Genomic DNA, 19,512 nt, shown 5'->3' with positions numbered 1-19,512 from the left:
TTTTTTGTATTTAAATATATGTGCAAAGGAGAATTTCACTATGGAAAACACATTAGTAAAAAGTCTGTATAGAGATACAGATAAATACGCAGGTCAAACAGTACAAGTATCAGGGTGGATTCGTAACTTACGTGATTCAAAAGCATTTGGTTTCATCGAATTAAACGACGGTAGCTTCTTCAAAAGCGTTCAAATCGTTTTCGATACAGAGTTAGAAAACTTCAAAGAAATTGCAAAACTTCCACTTAGCTCTTCAGTTAAAGTAGAAGGTAAAGTAATTGCAACGCCTGGAGCGAAGCAACCATTTGAAATTAAAGCAGAAAAAATTGATATCGAGGGCTTATCAGATTCTGATTACCCACTTCAAAAGAAACGTCACACGTTTGAATATTTACGTACAATTGCTCACTTACGTCCAAGAACAAATGCATTCTCTGCAACGTTCCGTGTACGTTCTGTCGCAGCATTTGCGATTCACCAGTTCTTCCAAGAGCGTGGATTCGTACATGTTCACACACCAATCATCACTGGTAGTGATACAGAAGGTGCAGGCGAAATGTTCCGCGTAACAACGCAAGATTTAAACAACGTACCAAAAGGCGAAGACGGACAAGTTGATGAATCAAAAGACTTCTTCGGCAAAGAAACAAACTTAACAGTAAGTGGACAGCTGAACGCTGAAGCTTATGCATTAGCATTCCGTGACGTATACACATTCGGACCTACATTCCGTGCGGAAAACTCAAACACAACTCGCCACGCTGCTGAGTTCTGGATGGTTGAGCCGGAGATTGCATTCGCTGAATTAGGCGATGTAATGGATCTTACAGAAGATATGCTGAAATATGCAATGAAATACGTACTAGAGCATGCACCAGAAGAAATGGAATTCTTCAACAGCTTCGTTGATAAAACAGTTCTAGAGCGCATGAATAACGTAATTAACTCTGACTTCGGTCGTATCACATATACAGAAGCAATTAAAGTGCTTCAAGAGTCAGGTGCTGACTTCAAATACCCAGTAGAATGGGGTATTGACTTACAAACAGAGCACGAAAGATACTTATCAGAAGAAATCTTCAAACGCCCTGTATTCGTAACTGACTATCCGAAAGACATTAAAGCGTTCTACATGCGTATGAATGAAGATGGAAAAACAGTAGCTGCTACTGACCTTCTAGTTCCTGGCATCGGCGAATTAATCGGCGGAAGCCAACGTGAAGAAAGAATGGACGTTTTAGTAGATAGAATTAAAGAACTAGGCATGAACGAAGAGGACTACTGGTGGTACTTAGAACTTAGAAAATACGGCGGTACAAAACACGCTGGATTCGGTCTAGGTTTCGAGCGCTTCCTAATGTACATCACAGGCATGGCTAACATCCGTGACGTAATTCCATTCCCAAGAACTCCAGGTTCTTCTGAGTTCTAAAATATAAAAAAGCGAGAGGATTTCCTCTCGCTTTTTTATTTTGTATATTGTATAGTTTATTCTCCCATAGCAAAAAGTAACGCGAAGGGGTGAATATAAATGAGTAAAAAAGTGAAAAAAGATCATTCAAGATCAAGCCTTGGTTCTCCAGAAGTAGAAGGACAAGGAACGACGACGCATGAAACAGGTTCTCATAAAGTATCTTCATCAAATAAGAAACAGAAACGAAGCTAACATAAAAAAGGAGAGTCTTGGCGGCTCTCCTTTTTTATGTATTATCTCTTATTATCATTAATCTCTTTTGTAATGTTATCTACATCTTTGTCTAATCGATCTAAATAGAAAAACCACAGTAAGCTCATGAGCACGTAATAGATGGCCATCACACCAAGATTATCAGATATATTTTCGAATGTGGATTTAGAAGTGAAAAAAGCTCCCAAAATGGTAGAAATAGTGAGGTAAGAAAGCGGGCCCACGAGGTGTACGAGAACATATAATAACTTTTTAACTTTTACAGCGTTCATATGAATTCCCTCCTTATGTAAACAATCCTTTTCTTCTAATCATAAACTCAAGTTCCTCACAGAAGTGCTGTAGTTTTGCTGGATTATGTATTAACAAGCGGGCATCGTGTTTCCCGATAAATCTTCGAATGCGAAAGTTTAATAAGAAAGATCGACCATATCGCTCTATTAAATTGTTGAACGATGGTTGTTCACTTAGTAGCTGAATGTTTTCTCTAATTTCAAACTGTCTTTCGTGTGGATCACCTAGTAAAATATTTAGAATCATTTGTAGAAGTAGCAATGGGAATCTCCTCCTATGTTACAATAATCTGTATATTTTAATTGTAACAAAAATACAAGGACAATAGTAGCGTGAAACAAAAAAACAGGAGTTTGTAGCCTCCTGTTTTTGTCGATACTATTTTAATAAGCGAAACGCCTTCTCCTTATTAGCGAAATGCATTTTCACAAACTCAGGTAATCGTTCTTTACCAAGCTTTTGAATTAATTTAGCAGCGGCGATATCAACTTGTTTACCGGCACCTTTTGGAAGTGGCATACCAGCTTTTTTGCTTAGTTCATCAAACTGTTTTACGAATGAGTAACGGGCTAAAATGGAAGCAGCGGCTACTGCTAAATGGACACTTTCACCTTTCGTCGCGAAGTAAACATTTTCACGCTGTACCTGCTTTTGTTTTGCTAAATATTTGTAGTATGTATCAGGTTGTGTGAATTGATCAATTAAGACGCCTTCAGGTTTTGTAGGTGCAATTTTAGCTAATAAGTTTGTAATAGCTTTATTATGTAGTAAAGCCTTTAACTTACCTTGGTTGTTTCCTTTATCAAATAGCTCGTTATATTTTTCATTATGAAGAACGAGAGAGCTGTAAGGAACAACGTGTAGAAGTTGTTTCGCAATGGCAGTAATTTGATCGTCATTTAAGTTTTTAGAGTCTTTTACACCAAGTTCTTTTAACAGTGGAATTTGCTTCGCATCCACATATACAGCAACGACTGTCATCGGTCCGAAGAAATCACCAGTACCAACTTCATCTGACCCTACGATAGACATTGTACCGATGGAAGCAGGGGGTGCATAACGGTGTGAATCGACAGATTTTTTTACAGCTGTTTTCGGTGTTTGAGAGACAGTTTGCCAACGAGAAGCTTCTGCTTCAGCACGGCCTCCTTGGAACATTACTTTTCCAGATTTATAAGCTGTAATCGTGCAAGATGGCACCTTTGCCATGAAGATTCCGCCTTGTGGGGTTTTTGGGCTAAGCGCTTGTTTATATTGTTGTTTCATGTCTTCAATTACTGTAGAACTTGTTTGTATTACGATAGAATTTGACAAGATGGTCACTCCTTTTTTATATTGTTATTTTTATCATATCGGATTGTTCTTTCTGTTTCCATATTATGAAGGTTCATGGTATGATAAACTTTAGGATTCTGTACGTGATTGGAGGCCGGTGAGTTGTCACAACAAAAGGGAAAGAAAAGTCGAATTAATGTAGAAATCTATGGTCAACAATATTCAGTTGTTGGCGATGAAAGTACAAGTCATATCCGCATGGTAGCAGCGATTGTGGATGATAAAATGCGCGAACTCAATGCCAAGAATCCTTCGCTTGACACGAGTAGACTAGCGGTATTGACGGCGGTAAACGTCATACACGATTACATAAAATTAAAAGAAGAACATGAGAAATTGAAAGAAAGTATGACAAAAAAAGGAATGGAATAACATGATTGATATTATTATCATTTTACTGCTTGTTATGGGATTTTTCCTCGGCTTACGCAGAGGGTTTATTCTGCAACTTGTAAAGTTAACAAGCTTTATTATCGCATACCTTGTTGCATACTGGTACTGTAAAGATTTAGCGCCAGCACTTGCGAAATTTATTCCGTATCCATTTGATAAAAACGTATCTGTTCCAGAATGGATTGATGCAAATAATATTGAGACAGTATTTTATCAAGCACTTGCGTTTATCATATTGTTTATTATTACAAAAATTGCACTTTCATTACTTGGTAATTTGTTAAATATGTTTGCAGAAATACCGGTTTTAAAGCAAGTCAATGCGTTTGCGGGGGCAATCCTCGGATTTTTAGAAGTATATATTATTTTGTTTGTTTTAATTATTGTTGGAAACATTCTTCCAATTGAACAAATACAAACACCATTACAAAAATCATCAATTAGCAAAATAATTGTAGACGATACACCGATTCTCTCTGAAAAGGTGAAGGAACTATGGCAGACAGGTAGCAGAGTATAACTTCTCTTTTTTCGGAAAGAGGAGTTTTTTTCTATGAAAGAAAGGCGGGGCAATGATGAAGGTAAATAAAAAACAAGTTATTAAATTATTAGAGACAATCGGCCTGTTTATGGAACTAAAGGGCGCGAATCCATTTAAAATATCTGCATTTCGTAAAGCGGCAGCAGCATTAGAAAGTGATGATCGTAGTCTTTCTGAGATTGAAGATTTTACGAAGATTCCGGGCATTGGAAAAGGAACAGCAGCAGTTATTCAAGAATATATAGAATCGGGAACATCTGAAGTATTACAAGAGCTTGAAAAAGAAGTGCCAAGTAGCTTATTACCGTTATTAAAATTACCAGGTCTTGGTGGTAAAAAAGTAGCTAAGTTATATAAAGAACTTGGTGTTGTTGATATGGAATCGCTAAAAGCGGTTTGTGAGGAAAATAAAGTACAAGCTTTAGCTGGTTTCGGTAAGAAGACAGAAGAGAAAATATTAGAAGCAATTGATCAAGTAGGATCTCGTCCAGAGCGTTTACCAATCTCAATGGTATTGCCTATTGCCGTGGAAATAGAGGAGAAATTGTCGAATATTGCTGAAGTAATTCGTTTCTCTCGCGCTGGTAGTTTGCGCCGCGTTCGTGAAACGGTGAAAGATTTAGACTTTATCATTGCAACGACAGAACCAGCGGCAGTGCGTGAGCATTTACTGCAATTTGATAATATGATTGAAGTAATCGCAAGTGGAGATACGAAAGTTTCTGTTCGTCTTCAATATGAATATGATATTTCAATCGATTTCCGTTTAGTAAAACCAGAAGAATTTATTACAACTCTTCACCATTTCACAGGATCAAAAGACCATAACGTAAAAATGCGCCAAATCGCAAAAGATAGAGGCGAGAAAATTAGTGAGTACGGTGTAGAAAACTTAGAAACAGGCGAAGTGAAGACATTTGAAACAGAAGAGGAATTCTTTGCTCATTTCGGTCTTCCATTTATCCCGCCAGAAGTGCGTGAAGATGGAAAAGAAATTGAATTAATTAAAGAGTATCCAAACTTAATTCAGTTCTCTGATATACAAGGTGATTTACATATGCATACAACGTGGAGTGACGGTGCCTTTTCAATTGAGGAAATGGTTCAAGCATGTCGTGCTCGTGGTTATAAATTTATGGCAATTACCGACCATTCACAATACTTAAAAGTAGCGAACGGTTTAACGAAAGAGCGCCTTCGTGAACAAGCGAAAGAAATTGAACGTATGAACGAAAAGTATCCAGACATTACAATTTTACGCGGAATTGAAATGGACATTTTACCGGATGCAACACTTGATTTTGATGATGAAGTGTTAGCAGAATTAGATTATGTCATTGGAGCAATTCACTCTAGCTTCTCACAAGACCGTGAAACGATTATGAAACGTCTTCGTGCTGCGCTTGAGAATAAACATGTCACAATGATTGCGCATCCGACAGGACGTCTTCTTGGACGCCGTGAGGGCTATGATGTGGATACAGATTTATTAATCCAGCTCGCAAAAGAAACAAATACAGTTTTAGAATTAAATGCGAATCCAAACCGTCTAGATTTAAGCGCGAAATTATTAAAACAAGCACAAGATGCTGGTGTAAAAGTAGCGATTAATACGGATGCTCATACGCTTGAAATGTTAGAAGATATGGAAACAGGTGTAGCGGCAGCACGTAAAGGTTGGATTCAAAAAGATAACGTGATTAACACGTGGGATATTGAACGTTTATTAGACTATATTAAACGTAATAAGTAACACAAGGGGGACCTGCAACATGTTAGAAAGAACGTTGCGTGTATTAGAATACAATAAAGTAAAAGAACAATTACTTGAACATACAGCCTCTTCACTTGGCCGTGACAAAGTGAAGCATTTAGTGCCGAGCACTGATTTTGAAGAAATTGTAGAAATGCAAGATACAACGGATGAAGCAGCAAAAGTCATTCGTTTGAAAGGTAATGCACCATTAGGTGGTATTACGGATATTCGCTCAAATGTAAAGCGTGCAAAGATTGGAAGTATGTTAAGCCCGAATGAACTACTTGATATTGCCAATACGATGTATGGTAGTCGCAATATGAAACGTTTCATTGAAGATATGGTTGATAATGGTGTCGAGCTTCCAATTTTAGAAACTCATGTTGCTCAAATTGTATCTTTATATGATTTAGAAAAGAAAATTACAAATTGCATCGGTGATGGCGGTGAAGTAGTCGATAGCGCAAGTGATAAACTGCGTGGTATTCGTACTCAAATTCGTACTGCGGAAAGCCGTATTCGAGAAAAGTTAGAAAACATGACGCGTTCTTCCAACGCGCAAAAGATGCTGTCTGACGCGATTGTAACGATTCGTAACGAACGTTACGTAATCCCAGTAAAACAAGAATACCGCGGCGTATATGGCGGTATTGTTCACGATCAATCAGCTTCTGGGCAAACGTTATTTATTGAACCACAAGTCATTGTAGAATTAAATAACGCGCTTCAAGAAGCACGAGTGAAAGAAAAACAAGAGATCGAACGCATCTTATTCATGTTAACAGAAGAAGTGGCAGTAGAAGCGGATATCGTTTTATCTAACGTAGAAGTAGTTGCGAATCTTGACTTTATCTTTGCGAAAGCTTTTTATGCGAAGCGTATAAAAGCAACGAAGCCAATCGTAAATAACGAGCGCTATATGGATTTAAGACAAGCACGTCATCCGCTTATTGATCCAGAAATTATCGTGCCAAATAACATTATGTTAGGTAAAGATTTCACGACAATTGTTATTACAGGACCGAATACAGGTGGTAAAACAGTTACGCTGAAAACAGTTGGTATTTGTGTATTAATGGCGCAATCTGGCCTTCACATTCCAGTAATGGATGAGTCAGAGATTTGTGTATTTAAAAATATCTTTGCCGATATCGGTGATGAGCAATCGATTGAACAAAGTTTAAGTACGTTCTCCTCACATATGGTGAACATTGTTGATATTTTAGAAAAAGCTGATTTTGAAAGCTTAGTTTTATTCGATGAATTAGGTGCTGGAACAGATCCGCAAGAAGGGGCTGCATTAGCAATTTCAATCTTAGATGAAGTATGTAATCGTGGTGCTCGCGTTGTTGCTACGACGCATTACCCAGAATTAAAAGCATACGGATATAACCGTGAGCAAGTTATTAATGCGAGCGTTGAGTTCGACGTGAACACGTTAAGCCCAACGTATAAATTATTAATCGGTGTACCAGGACGTAGTAATGCTTTTGAAATTTCGAAACGCCTTGGATTATCTGATCGCGTGATTGATCAAGCTCGTAGCCACATTAGTACAGATACAAACAAAATTGAAAATATGATTGCGAAGTTAGAAGAAAGTCAAAAGAATGCAGAACGTGACTGGAACGAAGCAGAAGCACTTCGCAAGCAATCTGAAAAACTGCATCGCGAATTACAGCGTCAAATTATTGAATTTAATGATGAGCGCGATGAAAAATTATTAAAAGCGCAAAAAGAAGGGGAAGAAAAAGTCGAAGCTGCAAAGAAAGAAGCAGAAGGCATTATTCAAGAACTTCGTCAATTGCGTAAAGCACAGCTTGTAAACGTGAAAGACCATGAGCTTATTGAAGCGAAGAGCCGTCTAGAAGGTGCGGCGCCAGAGCTTGTGAAGAAACAAAAAGTAAACGTGAAAAACACAGCGCCAAAACAACAATTACGCGCAGGCGATGAAGTAAAAGTATTAACGTTCGGTCAAAAAGGTCAATTACTTGAAAAGGTAAGTGATACAGAGTGGAGCGTACAAATTGGTATTCTGAAGATGAAAGTGAAAGAATCCAATATGGAATACATTAATACACCGAAGCAAACTGAGAAAAAAGCAGTTGCAAGTGTGAAGGGTAGAGATTATCACGTTTCGTTAGAGCTTGATCTTCGCGGTGAACGTTATGAAGATGCAATGATGCGCGTTGAAAAATATTTAGACGATGCACAGCTTGCAAGCTATCCTCGTGTATCAATTATTCACGGTAAAGGAACAGGAGCGCTTCGCCAAGGTGTACAAGATTACTTGAAGAAGCACCGCGGTGTGAAGAATTACCGTTACGGTGACATGGGCGAGGGAGGCCTAGGCGTAACAGTTGTCGAATTAAAATAGCAAACAACGAAACAAAGGGGAACCATTATATGTTTATGGACAAACTTGCAAAAGTATTGTTAGCTTGTTGTGGAATATTTTTGGTGATTGGGGTTATTTATTTAGTTGTTTTTGCGAAGTAAAAGAGCGTCAATCGTGGTAGAGTGATATTGCCATAGATTGACGCTTTTAATATATAGGAAAAGGAATAAAACATGAAAATCAACCAATACATAAGTGAAGCAAAATCCTGCTCAAGACGTGAAACAGACCGCCTTATTAAAGCAGGACGCGTCTGTATTAACGGTGAAATGTGTACGCACGGTGCACTTGTGAGCGATGGTGATGTTGTAACGATTGATGGGCAGGTTATTGCAAAGGAAGAGAAGGAAAAGGTGTATATTGCCTTTCATAAACCAGTTGGCATTACTTGTACAGCAGCCGATCATATTGAAGATAATATTATTGATTATATTAATTATCCAGAGCGTATCTTTCCTGTTGGACGATTAGATAAAGCGTCGGAAGGACTTATTTTATTAACGAATGACGGCGGGATTGCGAATCAAATTTTACATGGTGATCATGAGCACGAGAAAGAATATGTTGTTACTGTCGATAAGCCGTTTACAGATTGGTTTATTAATGAGATGTCCAGCGGTGTAAAGATTAAAGATGGAATGACGAAGCCATGTAAAGTGACGAGAGTGGATCACTCTACATTTCGCATCGTTCTAACGCAAGGAATGAACAGACAAATTCGCAGAATGAGCCGTGCTTTCGGGTTTACTGTAACAAAGTTAAAGCGAGTTCGTATTATGAATATAGGGCTAGACGATCTTGAAGTGGGAAAATGGCGGAGCGTTACATCTGAGGAATTAGAAATATTAATAGGGCAGTTATAGGGAGGGAAAATTTTCTCCCTATATTTTTTTGTCAGAAAAAATAAAACTATTGATTTTTTAAAAAATAGCCCATATAATAAAAAACAACAAGTTTCGACAAGATATTTTATAAAAGTAATGATGAGGACATGAGTTGTTTTTGACGATTCTCAGAGAGGGAAGCCTTAGGCTGTGAGCTTCCTAATACGGAAAGGCAAACTTACCACCTCTAAACTTCAAGAGTGAACTGCATGATGCATTGTAATTCTTGGCGGATAAAACCGTTATCAATTTACACGAGCTATAAAATGAGCTTATTTTGTTATAAATTCATTTTATTAGAATAAGGGTGGAACCACGATTTCAACACTCGTCCCTTTGTTAGGGACGGGTGTTTTTTGCGTTCTTTTACGGGGAAGTATGCTTGAAAGAGGATATGTGACGGTATTCAATTCAGAATATTTTGTTAATCTAAAAATATGTAGGAGGTTAGTAGAAATGAAATCATCTTTAAAGTTTTCTGAGATGTTTGCAATAAGTTTAATGTTGTTTGCACTATTTTTCGGTGCGGGTAATATGATTTTCCCGCCGGCTTTAGGGCAAGGTGCTGGAACAGACGTATGGATCGCGTTATTTGGCTTTATCGTAACAGGTGTTGGATTACCTTTATTAGGGGTAATTGTTATAGCTCTAAAAGGAGATATTAATGAGCTAGCGGGACGTGTACACCCTGTATTCGCACTTGTTTTTATCACTGCAATTTATTTATGTTTAGGCGTATTCGTAAGTGTTCCGCGTACAGGAACAGTTGCTTATGAAATGAGTGTTGCACCATTTTTACCAAGTGAGATAGCTGGTCAATCTTATCCACTTGTTATCTTTACATTCATTTTCTTTGCAGTAACTTTCTATTTAGCTTTAAACCCATCGAAATTAGTGGGCCGCATCGGTAAAGTATTAACTCCGATTTTGTTAGCTGTTATAGCGATTATCGTAGGTAAAGCAATTATTACACCAATTGGAGAATTTGGTGCACCGACAGAAGCGTATAACGCTCCGCTCTTTAAAGGTTTTATTGATGGATATTTAACTTTAGATGGACTTGCAGCACTTGTTTTCGGAAATGTTGTTATTAATGCTTTAAAAGCAAAAGGAGTTACAAATAAGAACAGCATTGCAAAAGTAACAATCTTTGCAGGATTTATTGCAGCGCTCGGTTTACTACTTGTTTATTTAGCACTTGCTTATCTGGGAGCTTCTAGTGTGTCTCTTGGAATGGGAGCAAACGGAGGAATTATTTTAACAAATGTTGTAAATCATTTATTTGGTAGTTACGGAACTTTATTATTAGGGATCGCAATTACAGCGGCATGTTTAACAACTTCTGTAGGTATTGTTGCAGCTTGTGGGGAATATTTTTCTTCCTTATTACCAAAGCTTTCTTATCAAAAGGTTGTTTTCATCTTCTGTGTATTAGCATTTATGGTAGCAAACCTTGGGTTAACTCAGTTAAACGCATTAGCATTACCGATTTTAATTGCAATTTACCCAATTGGTATCGTACTGATTGTATTATCCCTTGTAGAAAACTATATTCGTCTTCCTTTAGTAATGTATGTGGGTGGTATTGTAGGAGCATTCATGATTAGCTTCTTTGATGGATTGCACAATGCGAATCTTCAAATTGCCGCATTAGCACCTATTTTAAATAAAATCCCATTATATAGTGTGGGGATTGGTTGGTTAGTTCCTGCTCTAGTAGGTATTGTAATTGGATATGTCATTTCTTTGTTCCAAAAGCAAGAAGTTGCTGTAGAAAAATAGAGAAAAGAGGCTTTCTATGAAAGAAAGCCTCTTTTTTTGTAGAAAAAATTGCATATAGGGAAATTTAGATATTAAAAATTTTATACGTAATATAGTTGACAAAAAAATTAGCATTAGGCTAAGATTGACTTAGTTGTGGAAATATTGGAAGGAAAGTGAGGAGTGAAAGGTATAAGGTTTTCTATAACGATATCATTTTGTAGATAGAGGTGATAGAGTAGGAGAATGGTAAGCGTTATTTTTTTTGAGATTTATTGAGAATGATAATCAACAGAATAAATAGGAACTTATGTTAAAATGTGAATCGCTCTTTATAAGGAATAAGGAGGGATATTATTTTTAACATTTATTGAGAATGATAATCAATAATATCTACATTACATAAAAAAATTACAATTAAATAATGATAGAGGATTATTATTTTTTTCTCATAAATTGAGAATAATTATCATTTTCAAAAAAGCATGGATAAAGGATAAACAAGGAGGAAGTAAGCCAAATGAGAAAGATTTCTGTATTACCCGCTTTTATTATAACGTTCGTATGTATGCTAGCTTTTCTTGTCATGCCATATGGGAAAGTTTCAGCTCAACTAGCTGACGGTACGTATGATATTAACTATGTCATTCAAAAAGCGGAAAATGCCTCAGCATCTATGGCAAATGATTATTTTGAGAAACCAGCTAAGCTAGTTGTGAAAAATGGCGAAATGAGAGTACAAATTCCGATGAATCATAGTGCTTGGATTACAGAATTTAAAGCACCTGAGAACGGGGATTTTGTTGACGCTAAAGTTGTTAGTAAAGATGAATCAGCAGATAAAAGAACTGTAGAGTTTAAAATAGATGATTTATCTAAACCAGCAGCTGCAAAAATTCATGTTGTTGTACCAGATGTGAATTATGACCATCATTACACAATTCGCTTTGCGTTTGATGCAAATGTAAAAGCGGTAGGTGGCGATAACGGTGTAGCTGCTACAACAAAAAATAATGATCAAGTGAAAACAGATACACAAGTAAAAGAAGAGAAAACAAAAGTAGAGAGTAAGGAAACAACTAAAGAAGCGAACAAAGAAACAAAAAATGAAAATGGAAAAGCTGAAAAAACAGATAACCCCAAAACAGGCGATGAAGCACGTATTGGATTGTTTGCAGTGCTAATTCTAATTTCAGGTGTTTTCTTAATTCGTAAAGTGAAGTTAAGTAAATAAATAAATCTTTTGAAGGGTGATGAATATATGTTTAAACAATTTAAAATGATTATTGCCGTATTTGCTGTTTTATTTACGTTTATAGCAACACTAGGTTTACAAGATACAAAGGCTGCTACAAAATTGGCTGATGGAAAATATAATATTGCTTTTACTGTATGGAAAGGCGATAAAGATGAATCATCTAGAATGAATAGTTATTTTGAAAGTCCGGCAACATTAACAGTTAAAGATGGAAAACAATATGTTTCATTCAAGGTGAAAGATAGTACTTCTATTAAAAGTTTACAAGTAGAAAAAAATGGTCAATTCGTAGAAGCTACTGTGTTAAGTGAAAATACAAAAGAGAATACTAGAGTAGTAGAATTTGAAGTTGCTGACTTGTCAAAAAAACTAAATGGCAAGGTGAAAATTAATATCCCAATTATTAATTATAATGCTTCATATGATATTCGTTTTGTATTTGATGGGAACAGTATTAAATAATTAAAAAATTTCGAAAAGGGAGAGTCGTTCCATTGAACAGGTATGTGAAAATTATTGTTGCTATGTTTTTAATGGTATTTACATTCGTCTCAACATTACAACCTCTTGCAATTCAAGCAGCTACTAAATTAGCCGATGGTGAATATTCAATTGGTTTTAAAGTACTTAAAGATACATCGGATGAAGTATCCATGATGAATGAATACTCTGAAAGTCCAGGGGTTTTAAAAGTGAAGGATGGGAAAAATAAAGTATCCTTTACATTAAAAAATAGTTCATGGATTACGAAGTTTGAAACAGAAAAAGCAGGTCAGCTTGTGGAGACAAATGTAATTAGTGAAGATAAAGTAAAAGATACAAGAGTAGTAGAATTTGATGTGGAAGATGTAGAGAAGGTATTAAAAGCGAAAGTAAAAGTAGATATTGATTTTTTAAACTATCATCATGAATATGACGTTCGTATTGTATTTGATCAAAATAGCATTACACCAATTCATGTAGAAAAACCAGATGAAAAAGAGGACCCAGCGAATAAGCCAGATCCAAATGAAAAACCGGATCCAAGTCAGAAGCCCGACCAAAAGCCTGACCCAGATCAACAACCCAATTCTAACATAATTAACGATGGAAATTACAGCATTCCATTTAAAGTGTTAAAAAACAAGACAGATGAAGAATCTAGAATGAAAGACAAGTTAATAAGTCCAGCAGTATTAAAAGTAGAAAATGGTAAGAAAAAAGCGACTGTAACGTTAACAGATAACGCATCAATTAAAAATTTCCAAACAGAAAAAGATGGTTCATTTGTTGATGCGAAAGTAGTAAGTGAAGATAAAGAGAAAAATACAAGAGTAGTAGAATTTGAAGTAGACAGTTTATCTAACAAGTTAAATACAAAAGTATTTATCGAAGTGGCATCACAAAATTATAAACAAACGCATGAATTACAACTTCAATTTAATCAAGATAAACTTGAGCCAATTAAGAACGAAGAGAAACAACCGGAAGTAGAAAAACCAAATGTTGAAACAATTAAAGATGGAGAGTACAGCATTCCATTTAAAGTGTTAAAAGATAAAACAGATGAAGAATCTAGAATGAAAGATAAGATAATAAGTCCAGCGGTATTAAAAGTAGAAAACGGTAAGAAAAAAGCGACTGTAACATTAACAGATAACGCATCAATTAAAAATTTCCAAACAGAAAAAGATGGTTCATTTGTTGATGCAAAAGTAGTAAGTGAAAATAAAGAGAAAAATACAAGAGTAGTAGAATTTGAAGTAGACAGTTTATCTAAAAAGTTAAATACAAAAGTATTTATTGAAGTGGCATCACAAAATTATAAACAAACGCATGAATTACAACTTCAATTTAATGAAGATAAACTTGAGCCAATTAAGAATGAAGAAAAGCAACCAGACGGTGATAAAAAGCCGGAAGTAGAAAAACCAGATGAAAACAAGAATCCAGATGCTGACACAATTAAAGACGGTGAATACAGCATCAATTTCAAAGCTTTAAAAGATCAAACAGAAGAAATTTCAATGATGAACACGTATACAAAGAGTCCAGGCGTGTTAAAAGTGAAAGATGGTAAAAAATACGTATCATTCACATTAACGAATAGCTCATGGATTACAAAGTTTGAATTTGAGAAAAATGGTTCATTTATTGATGCAAGTGTATTAAGTGAAGATAAGAAAGCTGATACACGCGTAGTGGAAGTAGAAGTAGACGATTTATCTAAAAAGTTAAATGCAAAAGTAAAAGTAGATATCGATTCAATGAATTATCATCATTTCTACGACATTCAATTTGCATTTGATAAAGGTAGCATTAAACCGTTAGATAACCAAGGTGGAAATAATAACCAAGGTGGAAACGACAACCAAGGTGGAAACAATAACCAAGGTGGAAACGACAACCAAGGTGGAAACAATAACCAAGGCGGAAACAATAACCAAGGTGGAAACGACAACCAAGGCGGAAACAATAACCAAGGTGGAAACGACAACCAAGGTAATAACACAACCATTGATCCAAAAGCACTAAAAGATGGTGAATACAGCATTGGCTTTAAAGTTCTAAAAGATAAAACAGAAGAAATTTCAATGATGAACACATATACAAAGAGTCCAGCTGTACTAAAAGTGAAAGATGGTAAGAAGTATGTATCGTTTACATTAACGAACAGTACATGGATTACAAAATTTGAGTTTGAAAAGAATGGTTCTTTTGTTAACGCAAAAGTGTTAAGTGAGAATAAAGAGCAAAATACAAAAGTAGTAGAGTTAGAAGTAGAGGATTTATCTAAAAAATTAAATGCAAAAGTAAAAGTAGATATTGATACGATGAATTATCACCATTTCTACGATGTTCAATTTGTATTTGATCAAGATAGTATTAAAGCTTTAGGTAACCAAGGTGGAAACGACAACCAAGGTGGAAACGACAACCAAGGCGGAAACGATAACCAAGGCGGAAGTGACAACCAAGGTGGAAACGACAACCAAGGCGGAAATAATAAACCAAAAGTAATAGTTGATCCGAAAAATTTAGTAGATGGTCAATATGATATTCCATTTAAAGTGTTAAAAGATAAAACAAATGAGCTTTCAAAGATGCATGACTATACTGTACATCCAGCAAAATTAATCGTTAAAGATGGTAAAAAGTACATTGAGATGACGTTGAAAAATAGTGCATGGATTACAAAATTCCAAACGGAAAATAACAGTCTTTTTGCTGATGCGAAAGTAGTAAGCGAAGATAAAAATGCAAATACGAGAGTAGTGCAATTTGAAGTAAGTGATTTATTTGCAAAATTAAATGCAAAAGTAAAAGTTGATATCAACGAAATGAACTACCATCATTTCTACGATGTCCAAATTCAATTTGATACAAATAATATTGGTGCGTTAGGAACGATTAAAGAGGATCCAAAAAAAGATCCGAAAAATGATCCGAACAATCCAGTGATTACACCGAAAGTAGATAATGTAAAAAAAGTAGATAATCCTGATTTTAACCGAAATGCAGATGATAAGAAGAAAAAAGAAGGCCAAAAAAATGATCCGAAAAAAGAGAAAAACTCAAAAACAGCAGATACAGCACAACTAGGTTTATACATGGTGCTACTGCTTGGGTCACTTGCTTTACTAGTTCGTAAATATAGAGCAGGTAGATTGTAATTTTTGAAGTCTTGATGCATGTTCGCATGCATCAAGACTTGTTTCATATTGTTTGGAAAGGAGTGGTGATTGAGAGTGAAGAAAATTGCTAGTGTACTAATGGCTATCATTTTATTAGTGAGTATAGCTGGATGCTCGGCGCCCAAAAAAGAAGCAGCGAAGCAGGTAAAGAGTGAGAGTAAAGAGAGAGTTGTTGCAACGACAGTCGCTGTTACTGAAATTATGGATGCGTTAGAAGTAGATTTAGTTGGTGTTCCAACGAGTACGAAAGATTTACCAAAGAGATATAAAGGTTTACCTGAAGTCGGGAATCCGATGAGTCCTGATATGGAAAAGGTAAAATCGTTAAAGCCGTCAGAAGTATTGTCCGTGACAACACTTGAATATGAATTAAAGCCAGTTTTTGATGGTATAGGTATGAAAGCAAACTTTGTAGACTTAACTAGTTTAAAAAATATGCAAAATACCATTAGTAATTTAGGTAAGCAATATGGACGTGAAAAGCAGGCTGAAGCAGTTGTAACGAAGTTAGATAACAAGGTTGCAGAGATTCAAAAAGCAGTAAAGGGAAAGAAAGAACCGACAGTGCTTATTTTATTAGGTGTACCGGGGAGTTATTTAGTAGCAACAGAGCATTCTTACATTGGAGATTTAGTGAAACAATTAGGCGGTAAAAACATTGTACAAGGTGAGCAAGTAGAGTATTTAGCCTCTAATACAGAGTATTTAAAAAAGGCAGATCCAGACATTATTTTACGAGCAGCGCATGGTATGCCTGATGAAGTTGTAAAAATGTTTGATAAAGAATTTAAAACAAATGATATTTGGAAACATTTCGCAGCAGTTAAAAATAATCGTGTTTATGATTTAGAAGAGCGTTTATTTGGGACGACAGGCAATTTAGCAGCAATTGAAGCGTTAGATGAATTGAAAAAAATGATGTATCCGTGATGCATTTTAATATAAAGGAAGAGTGGAATGAATAAAAAAACTTGGAGTTTCCTCATTGTTACTGCATTGCTTATTGTTATGACGTCATTGTCAGCGACGAAAGGAAGTTTAGAAATAGGGATAGTGGACCTTGTACAAGGGATATTTACAGGGACCAATGAAGATGTGGAAGTAATTAAAGATTTACGTTTTCCGCGTATTATTATTGCGCTGTTCACCGGGGCGGCTCTTGCTGTTTCAGGTGTGCTTTTTCAAGCTGTTATGAAAAATCCACTTGCCGATGCTGGAGTGATCGGTATATCTTCAGGAGCAAGTTTTATGACACTTGTTATTATTACGTTATTCCCGCAATTCTTTTTCTGGACACCAGTATTCGCCTTTTTAGGTGGTGCGTTTGCATGTTATCTCGTTTACGCATTTTCATGGAAGTCAGGGTTAAGTCCACTTCGCATTATTTTAGTTGGTATAGCTATTAATGCGATGTTCACTGGATTAAATGAATCGTTCATTACGATTTGCGGATATTTCATTAAGAGTATTAAGCAAACGACGACTTCTAATATAACGATGAAGACGTGGGGTGATGTAGAAATAATGGTTACGTATGGAACGATTGGTCTTATTCTTGCTCTGTTTGTAGGAGCTTGGTGTAACTTATTATCGCTACAAGACAAGACTGCAAAAAATTTAGGTTTACACGTGACGAGAGTTCGTCTTATTATTTCTGCTATTGCAGTACTCTTAGCGGCAGTATCAACAGCGATTGCAGGTGTTATCGCTTTCGTAGGATTACTCGTTCCGCACATTTCAAGGCAACTAGTCGGTTCAGATCATAAAGTATTAATTCCATTTTCTGCTCTTGCAGGAGCGTTATTAATTTTGACGGCGGATACGATTGGAAGGTTAATTGTGCCGCCTAACGAAATTCCAGCGGCGACGATTATGGCAGTTATTGGTGGGCCATTCTTAATATTCTTGCTTAGAAAGAGTGATAAAGTTCATGGAAATTAAAAATGTAACCTTTTCGTATGATAATGTAACGGATCGATTAAAGTCGGTTAGTAGTGAAATAGAAATTGGTAAAATTACAACAATTATTGGTCCAAACGGTTGCGGGAAATCGACATTACTTGGCGTAATGTCAAGAAATCACGATCCTCGTAGCGGAGAGGTAATACTGGATGGGAAGGCGATTAGCCAATATAAACCGAAAGAGTTTGCTAGAAAGTTAGCTGTTGTCCATCAACAAAATGAAGCACCGGCAGATATGACGGTGGAGAAATTAACAAGTTATGGTCGTATGCCGCATAAAAATATTTTTTCTTCGCAAAGCGAAGAAGATAGAGAAGCGATCGAAAGGGCTTTAGCATGTACGAATTTGCTAAGTAAACGTGATAAAGAGATTCATGCTTTATCTGGTGGAGAAAGACAACGTGTTTGGATTGCCATGACGTTAGCTCAGAAAACACCAATGCTCTTTTTAGATGAACCGACAACCTATTTAGATATTTATTATCAACTTGAAATATTAGAGCTAGTAAAAGAGTTAAATGAAGTACATGGATTGACGATTGTTATGGTATTACACGATATTAATCAGGCGATTCGCTATAGTGATCATATCATCGTTATGAAAGACGGTGAAATTGTTACGAAAGGTAATCCGGATGATGTTGTGACAGAAAGTATGATAAAGACGATATACGGTGTAGATGTCGTTGTAAAGCAAGATGAAGATACAGGGTTGTATATGGTCCCAATGGGCATTTGAATATACGAACAATCCGTTTTGAGGTGATAATTTGAGTAGTAAAAAAGAAAGGAAGAAGAATTCTTTTTTTCAACGAATACTTACAGTTGTTTTTTTAGGTACCTTTTTCTATTCAGTATATGAATTAGGTGATATTTTCATGGATTACTATGAAAATCGTAAAGTAATGGCCGAAGCGCAAAACATTTATGAAAAAAGTCCGATAGAAGAGCAATCACAAGACGGGGAAGTACGTAAACAGTTCAAAGCTCTGCAGCAAATTAACCAAGAAATAGTTGGATGGATTACGATGGACGATACACAAATTAATTATCCAATCGTTCAAGCGAAAGACAATGATTACTATTTATTTCGTAATTATAAAGGTGAAGATATGAGAGCAGGAAGCATCTTTATGGACTATCGTAATGATGTGAAATCTCAAAATCGAAATACTATTTTATATGGTCACCGTATGAAAGATGGTTCTATGTTTGGAAGTTTAAAGAAAATGTTAGATGAAGATTTCTTCATGTCGCATCGTAAGTTATATTACGATACATTATTTGAAGGATATGATCTTGAAGTGTTCTCGGTGTATACAACAACAACTGATTTTTATTACATTGAAACGGATTTTAGCAGTGATACGGAATACACATCATTTTTGGAGAAAATTCAAGAAAAATCGCTTTACAAAACGGATACAACATTGACAGCAAGTGATCAAATCGTAACACTTTCGACTTGTGACTATGCACTTGATCCGGAAGCAGGAAGGTTAGTCGTACATGCGAAACTAGTAAAAAGACAGTAAAAAAAGTATAGAATACGAGAAGTGGTAATGCTTC

18 protein-coding genes and 1 other annotated feature are annotated in these 19,512 nt (G+C 35.9%); of the genes, 15 read left to right on the top strand and 3 right to left on the bottom strand.

The annotated features are described in order from the left end of the window. Positions 1-40 precede the first annotated feature (40 nt). Positions 41-1,432, top strand: coding sequence for an asparagine--tRNA ligase (asnS, locus tag F8162_RS13095; RefSeq protein WP_000432171.1), 1,392 nt, complete (start codon positions 41-43; stop codon positions 1,430-1,432). 99 nt (positions 1,433-1,531) lie between these two features. Then, a complete protein-coding gene (locus F8162_RS13090; protein ID WP_000039594.1) occupies positions 1,532-1,666 on the top strand; it encodes a YuzL family protein in 135 nt (44 codons plus the stop codon). Between the two features lie 41 nt (positions 1,667-1,707). On the opposite strand, the gene F8162_RS13085 is transcribed toward F8162_RS13090, so the two are convergent. From F8162_RS13085 to rnhC, 3 genes are all read right to left on the bottom strand, one after another. Beyond that, positions 1,708-1,959 (bottom strand): hypothetical protein, encoded by a 252-nt coding sequence (locus F8162_RS13085; protein WP_151633357.1) that lies wholly within the window; start codon positions 1,957-1,959, stop codon positions 1,708-1,710. Between the two features lie 13 nt (positions 1,960-1,972). Then, entirely contained in the window at positions 1,973-2,242 is a 270-nt protein-coding gene (locus F8162_RS13080; protein ID WP_120341876.1) for a hypothetical protein, read from the bottom strand. Between the two features lie 117 nt (positions 2,243-2,359). Then, entirely contained in the window at positions 2,360-3,295 is a 936-nt protein-coding gene (gene rnhC, locus F8162_RS13075; protein WP_151633359.1) for a ribonuclease HIII, read from the bottom strand. A 123-nt stretch (positions 3,296-3,418) separates the two neighbouring features. Here rnhC and zapA point away from each other — a divergent pair, with 123 nt between their 5' ends. The 13 genes from zapA to srtB all read left to right on the top strand — a co-directional run bounded on the left by zapA (position 3,419) and on the right by srtB (position 19,478). Next, complete coding sequence (zapA, locus tag F8162_RS13070) at positions 3,419-3,688, top strand: cell division protein ZapA (RefSeq protein ID WP_000082701.1); 270 nt, start codon at positions 3,419-3,421, stop codon at positions 3,686-3,688. Position 3,689: 1 nt separating this feature from the next. Further along, positions 3,690-4,229 (top strand): CvpA family protein, encoded by a 540-nt coding sequence (locus F8162_RS13065; RefSeq protein ID WP_000565411.1) that lies wholly within the window; start codon positions 3,690-3,692, stop codon positions 4,227-4,229. Positions 4,230-4,284: 55 nt separating this feature from the next. Further along, positions 4,285-6,003, top strand: a complete 1,719-nt coding sequence (gene polX / locus F8162_RS13060) for a DNA polymerase/3'-5' exonuclease PolX (RefSeq protein WP_151633361.1) — start codon at positions 4,285-4,287, stop codon at positions 6,001-6,003. Between the two features lie 19 nt (positions 6,004-6,022). After that, entirely contained in the window at positions 6,023-8,383 is a 2,361-nt protein-coding gene (locus tag F8162_RS13055; protein WP_151633363.1) for an endonuclease MutS2, read from the top strand. A 194-nt stretch (positions 8,384-8,577) separates the two neighbouring features. Then, on the top strand, positions 8,578-9,267 hold the full coding sequence (locus F8162_RS13050; protein ID WP_151633365.1) for a 23S rRNA pseudouridine(2604) synthase RluF: 690 nt from the start codon (positions 8,578-8,580) through the stop codon (positions 9,265-9,267). A gap of 108 nt (positions 9,268-9,375) precedes the next feature. Continuing rightward, positions 9,376-9,627 (top strand) — a binding site (T-box leader). 117 nt (positions 9,628-9,744) lie between these two features. Beyond that, the gene (brnQ6, locus tag F8162_RS13045; RefSeq protein WP_151633367.1) at positions 9,745-11,070 is read left to right on the top strand and encodes a branched-chain amino acid transport system II carrier protein BrnQ6; all 1,326 of its coding nucleotides are present in this window, start codon (positions 9,745-9,747) and stop codon (positions 11,068-11,070) included. A 499-nt stretch (positions 11,071-11,569) separates the two neighbouring features. Next, positions 11,570-12,283, top strand: a complete 714-nt coding sequence (isdC, locus tag F8162_RS13040; RefSeq protein ID WP_151633369.1) for a heme uptake protein IsdC — start codon at positions 11,570-11,572, stop codon at positions 12,281-12,283. 27 nt (positions 12,284-12,310) lie between these two features. Beyond that, positions 12,311-12,769, top strand: a complete 459-nt coding sequence (locus F8162_RS13035) for an NEAT domain-containing protein (protein WP_048544307.1) — start codon at positions 12,311-12,313, stop codon at positions 12,767-12,769. A 32-nt stretch (positions 12,770-12,801) separates the two neighbouring features. After that, a complete protein-coding gene (locus F8162_RS13030; protein ID WP_151869334.1) occupies positions 12,802-15,960 on the top strand; it encodes an NEAT domain-containing protein in 3,159 nt (1,052 codons plus the stop codon). 69 nt (positions 15,961-16,029) lie between these two features. Beyond that, positions 16,030-16,911 (top strand): heme ABC transporter substrate-binding protein IsdE, encoded by an 882-nt coding sequence (gene isdE, locus F8162_RS13025; RefSeq protein WP_151633371.1) that lies wholly within the window; start codon positions 16,030-16,032, stop codon positions 16,909-16,911. 27 nt (positions 16,912-16,938) lie between these two features. Beyond that, positions 16,939-17,922 carry a FecCD family ABC transporter permease gene (locus tag F8162_RS13020; RefSeq protein ID WP_151633373.1) on the top strand — a complete coding sequence of 328 codons (984 nt, stop codon included), beginning with the start codon at positions 16,939-16,941 and terminating at the stop codon, positions 17,920-17,922. Next, complete coding sequence (locus tag F8162_RS13015; RefSeq protein ID WP_151633375.1) at positions 17,912-18,682, top strand: ABC transporter ATP-binding protein; 771 nt, start codon at positions 17,912-17,914, stop codon at positions 18,680-18,682. Before F8162_RS13020 ends, F8162_RS13015 begins: the two co-directional genes overlap by 11 nt. A 31-nt stretch (positions 18,683-18,713) precedes the next feature. Then, positions 18,714-19,478, top strand: coding sequence for a class B sortase (gene srtB, locus F8162_RS13010; protein ID WP_151633377.1), 765 nt, complete (start codon positions 18,714-18,716; stop codon positions 19,476-19,478). The last annotated feature ends 34 nt before the right edge of the window (positions 19,479-19,512 follow it).

Source organism: Bacillus sp. CH140a_4T (genome assembly GCF_008923725.1).
Classification (GTDB): domain Bacteria; phylum Bacillota; class Bacilli; order Bacillales; family Bacillaceae_G; genus Bacillus_A.
Note: the sequence above shows the minus strand (reverse complement) of the source record. Positions and strands in the feature narration are given on the sequence as shown.

What these genes read in the sequence shown, in the direction of transcription:
- F8162_RS13085 (WP_151633357.1), bottom strand. Translation starts at nt 1,959, where the DNA reads ATGAACGCTGTAAAAGTTAAAAAGTTATTATATGTTCTCGTACACCTC.
- F8162_RS13015 (WP_151633375.1), top strand. Translation starts at nt 17,912, where the DNA reads ATGGAAATTAAAAATGTAACCTTTTCGTATGATAATGTAACGGATCGA.
- F8162_RS13035 (WP_048544307.1), top strand. Translation starts at nt 12,311, where the DNA reads ATGTTTAAACAATTTAAAATGATTATTGCCGTATTTGCTGTTTTATTT.
- isdC (WP_151633369.1), top strand. Translation starts at nt 11,570, where the DNA reads ATGAGAAAGATTTCTGTATTACCCGCTTTTATTATAACGTTCGTATGT.
- F8162_RS13065 (WP_000565411.1), top strand. Translation starts at nt 3,690, where the DNA reads ATGATTGATATTATTATCATTTTACTGCTTGTTATGGGATTTTTCCTC.
- F8162_RS13050 (WP_151633365.1), top strand. Translation starts at nt 8,578, where the DNA reads ATGAAAATCAACCAATACATAAGTGAAGCAAAATCCTGCTCAAGACGT.
- F8162_RS13020 (WP_151633373.1), top strand. Translation starts at nt 16,939, where the DNA reads ATGAATAAAAAAACTTGGAGTTTCCTCATTGTTACTGCATTGCTTATT.
- brnQ6 (WP_151633367.1), top strand. Translation starts at nt 9,745, where the DNA reads ATGAAATCATCTTTAAAGTTTTCTGAGATGTTTGCAATAAGTTTAATG.
- asnS (WP_000432171.1), top strand. Translation starts at nt 41, where the DNA reads ATGGAAAACACATTAGTAAAAAGTCTGTATAGAGATACAGATAAATAC.
- polX (WP_151633361.1), top strand. Translation starts at nt 4,285, where the DNA reads ATGAAGGTAAATAAAAAACAAGTTATTAAATTATTAGAGACAATCGGC.
- F8162_RS13090 (WP_000039594.1), top strand. Translation starts at nt 1,532, where the DNA reads ATGAGTAAAAAAGTGAAAAAAGATCATTCAAGATCAAGCCTTGGTTCT.
- F8162_RS13055 (WP_151633363.1), top strand. Translation starts at nt 6,023, where the DNA reads ATGTTAGAAAGAACGTTGCGTGTATTAGAATACAATAAAGTAAAAGAA.